This is a genomic window from Streptomyces sp. NPDC002787 (genome assembly GCF_053592095.1).
On the sequence record NZ_JBSFVC010000086.1, the window covers coordinates 1 to 2,731 of the forward strand.

At 71.4% G+C, this 2,731-nt stretch carries 3 protein-coding genes; all 3 read right to left on the reverse strand.

What is annotated here, in order from left to right; translation table 11 throughout:
* Positions 1 to 317: aldehyde dehydrogenase family protein (locus ACWD26_RS44020; protein ID WP_451279386.1), on the reverse strand; the 317-nt coding region annotated here is incomplete at its 3' end.
* Positions 314 to 1,267, reverse strand: a complete 954-nt coding sequence (locus ACWD26_RS44025; protein WP_451279388.1) for a succinylglutamate desuccinylase/aspartoacylase family protein — start codon at positions 1,265 to 1,267, stop codon at positions 314 to 316. The genes ACWD26_RS44020 and ACWD26_RS44025, both read right to left, overlap by 4 nt.
* A 23-nt stretch (positions 1,268 to 1,290) precedes the next feature.
* The gene (locus ACWD26_RS44030) at positions 1,291 to 2,658 is read right to left on the reverse strand and encodes an aminotransferase class III-fold pyridoxal phosphate-dependent enzyme (RefSeq protein WP_451279390.1); all 1,368 of its coding nucleotides are present in this window, start codon (positions 2,656 to 2,658) and stop codon (positions 1,291 to 1,293) included.
* Positions 2,659 to 2,731 lie beyond the last annotated feature (73 nt).

Here is a 2,731-nt window from a genome sequence, read left to right on the forward strand (position 1 = left end):
TTCGCCTGGCGCAGCGGCTTGCCGACGTCCTGGCTCTCCAGCCGCGCCAGACGTTCGCCCTGGTAGCGGATGGCATCGGCGATCCGGTACAGGATCCGACCCCGGTCGGCGGCGCGCATGCCGGCCCACTCGGGGGAGGTGAAGGCCGTACGGGCGGCGGCCACCGCCTGGTCCACGTCCGCCTTGCCGCCCTGCGACACCTGGGCGATCGCCGTCCCGTCGGACGGGTCCACGACGGTGAAGGAGCGGCCGTCGGCGGCGGGGATGTGCTTGCCGTCGATGAGCAGCTCGGTCAGCCGCAGTTCGTCGGTGGTCATGGCCGGATCTCCCCCAGGACCTCGCCGAAGATGACGACCTCGTCGCCCGGACGGACCGTACGGATGCGGCGCACCCAGAGCACGATGCCCTCCTGCGGGGCGAGGACCTCCTCCAGCGTGTTGCCGTAGTGGTCGGTGATGGTGGCGATCAGGTCGCCTTCCTTGCAGATCTCTCCCGGCTCGGCACGGGCGACGAAGAAGCCGCCGGCGTCGGAGCGGGCGAAGGTGCCGGAGACGGTGGTGTAGGAGTCCCGCAGCTTCACCTCGCCGTCGATCATCTTGAACTGGCGCAGGACGTTGCGGATCGAGTCCATGTGCGTCTCGACGTTGGCCTCGCGGTAGGTGCCGCCGCCGACCTCGATGGTGATGGCGGGCTTGCCGGCCGCGAGGGCGGGGTGGCGGACCGTGCCGCCCCACTTGCCGCCCTTCCAGACCAGCTCGTGCCCGGCGGCGAGGGCGAGGTCCGTCGCCAGGTCCTCGTAGCCGCCCTGGAGGATGACCAGCGGGGCGATCTCGCCGTAGGCGCCGCCGGTGTGCAGGTCGACCACGGCGTCGACGGCGGGGACGACCTGCTCGACGAAGGTGGCGGCCAGCCGCTGGGAGTAGGAGCCCTCCGCGTCGCCCGGGAAGATGCGGTTCAGGTTGAGGTGGTCGATACCACTCGCGCGGGCCGCCGCCTCGAAGGCCGGGGTGTTCAGGCAGGGGATGCCGACGACGGTGCCGCGCAGGGTGGCCGGGTCGAGCTCGGCGAGGACGCGGCGGACGGCTTCCTGGCCGTCGTACTCGTCGCCGTGCACGCCCGCGTCCACGCACAGGACCGGGCCGTCCTCGACACCGTTGACGACGATCAGCGGAATGCCGAGATCCACGCCGTAGCTGCTGGTGCCGACCGGGATCAGACCCTGGGCGCGCTCGCCGGGTGCGACGGTCAGCGGACCGATGGAGTACATGTGGTTCCTTCCCAAAACGTGGATCAGATGCGAGCCGAGGCCTCGGCGAGGGTGCCCGCGATGATCGCGGCGATACGGTCGAGGAGGGCGCGGTCGCTGATCAGCGGGGGCGCGATCTGGACCAGCGGCGCCGAGCGGTTGTAGACGCGGGCGAGAAGGCCGGCCTCGCGCAGGCGGCGCGGGATCAGGTCGACGATCAGTTCGGTGCGGGCGGTGTCGCTGAAGCCGCCGCCGTCGAGGTCGCCGACGAGTTCGCAGGAGTAGAAGAAGCCGGCGCCGCGGACGTCGCCGACGATCGGCAGGTCCTTGAGGCTCGCCATGCGGGTCGCCAGGTCGTCCTGGAGGCCGCGGACGTTGTCCAGGATCCGGTCCCGCTCCATGATCTCGAGGTTGCGCAGGGCGATGGCCGTGCTCAGCGGGTGCCCGGCGAAGGTGTAGCCGTGGTTGAGGACCGCGCCGGGCCGGTTGATGACCTCGGTGACCTTGGTGCTCACCAGCGTCGCGCCCAGCGGGGCGTAGCCGGCGGTGATGCCCTTGGCGACGGTGACCATGTCCGGGCGGGCGCCGTAGCGGTCGCCGCCGAACCACTCGCCGAGCCGGCCGAAGGCGGTGATCACCTCGTCGGCGACGAGCAGGAAGCCGTACCGGTCGGCCAGCGCCCGCAGGCCCTGCCAGTAACCGTGGGGCGGGGTGATGCAGCCGCCCCGGTTCTGCACCGGCTCGGCGATCAGCATGGCGATCGTCTCCGGGCCCTCGGCCAGGATCGCGACCTCCAGCTCGGCGAGCAGGTGGGCCGTGTACACGCCGTCGTTCGCGAACTCCGGGTCGAGACTGGACCGGTTGGTGTTGGACACGAACCGGGTGTGGATCGCCGGCGGGCCGTACGGCTCCGTCAGCCCGGGGTCGTCGTTGAACGACAGCGTGCCGACGGTCAGCCCGTGGTAGGCGCCGCGCCGGGCGATCGCCTTCACCCGGCCCGGCTCCCCGCGCAGGGCGTGGTACTGGCGGGCGATCTTCCAGGCGGTCTCGACGGCTTCGGCGCCGCCGCTGGAGAAGAAGGTGTGCTCGATGTCGACGGGGGCGATCCGGGACAGCCGCTCGGCGAGTTCGATCGCCGTGGGGTGCGCGGAGCCCGTCCACAGCGGGCTGTAGCACAGCTCGCGCAGCTGCTTCTCCGCCGCCTCGGCGAACTCGGGGCCGTAGGAGTAGCCGAGCTGGCAGCAGTACAGCCCCGACAGGCCGTCGATGTAGCGGTTGCCGTCCGCGTCGTCGACGTACGGGCCCTCGCCGCGGCTCACGACGAACAGTTCCTGGCCCGGCGTCGCGAGCGATCCGTTGGCCGTCATGTGCAGCAGCAGGTGCCGCTGAGCGGTGGCGGCGGTGGTGGTCATACGGCCTCGCCTCCGGGGTTGGCGACGCCGACGGTGTTCTCGACCGAGAGCAGGGATTCCTGTCGTCCGGAGC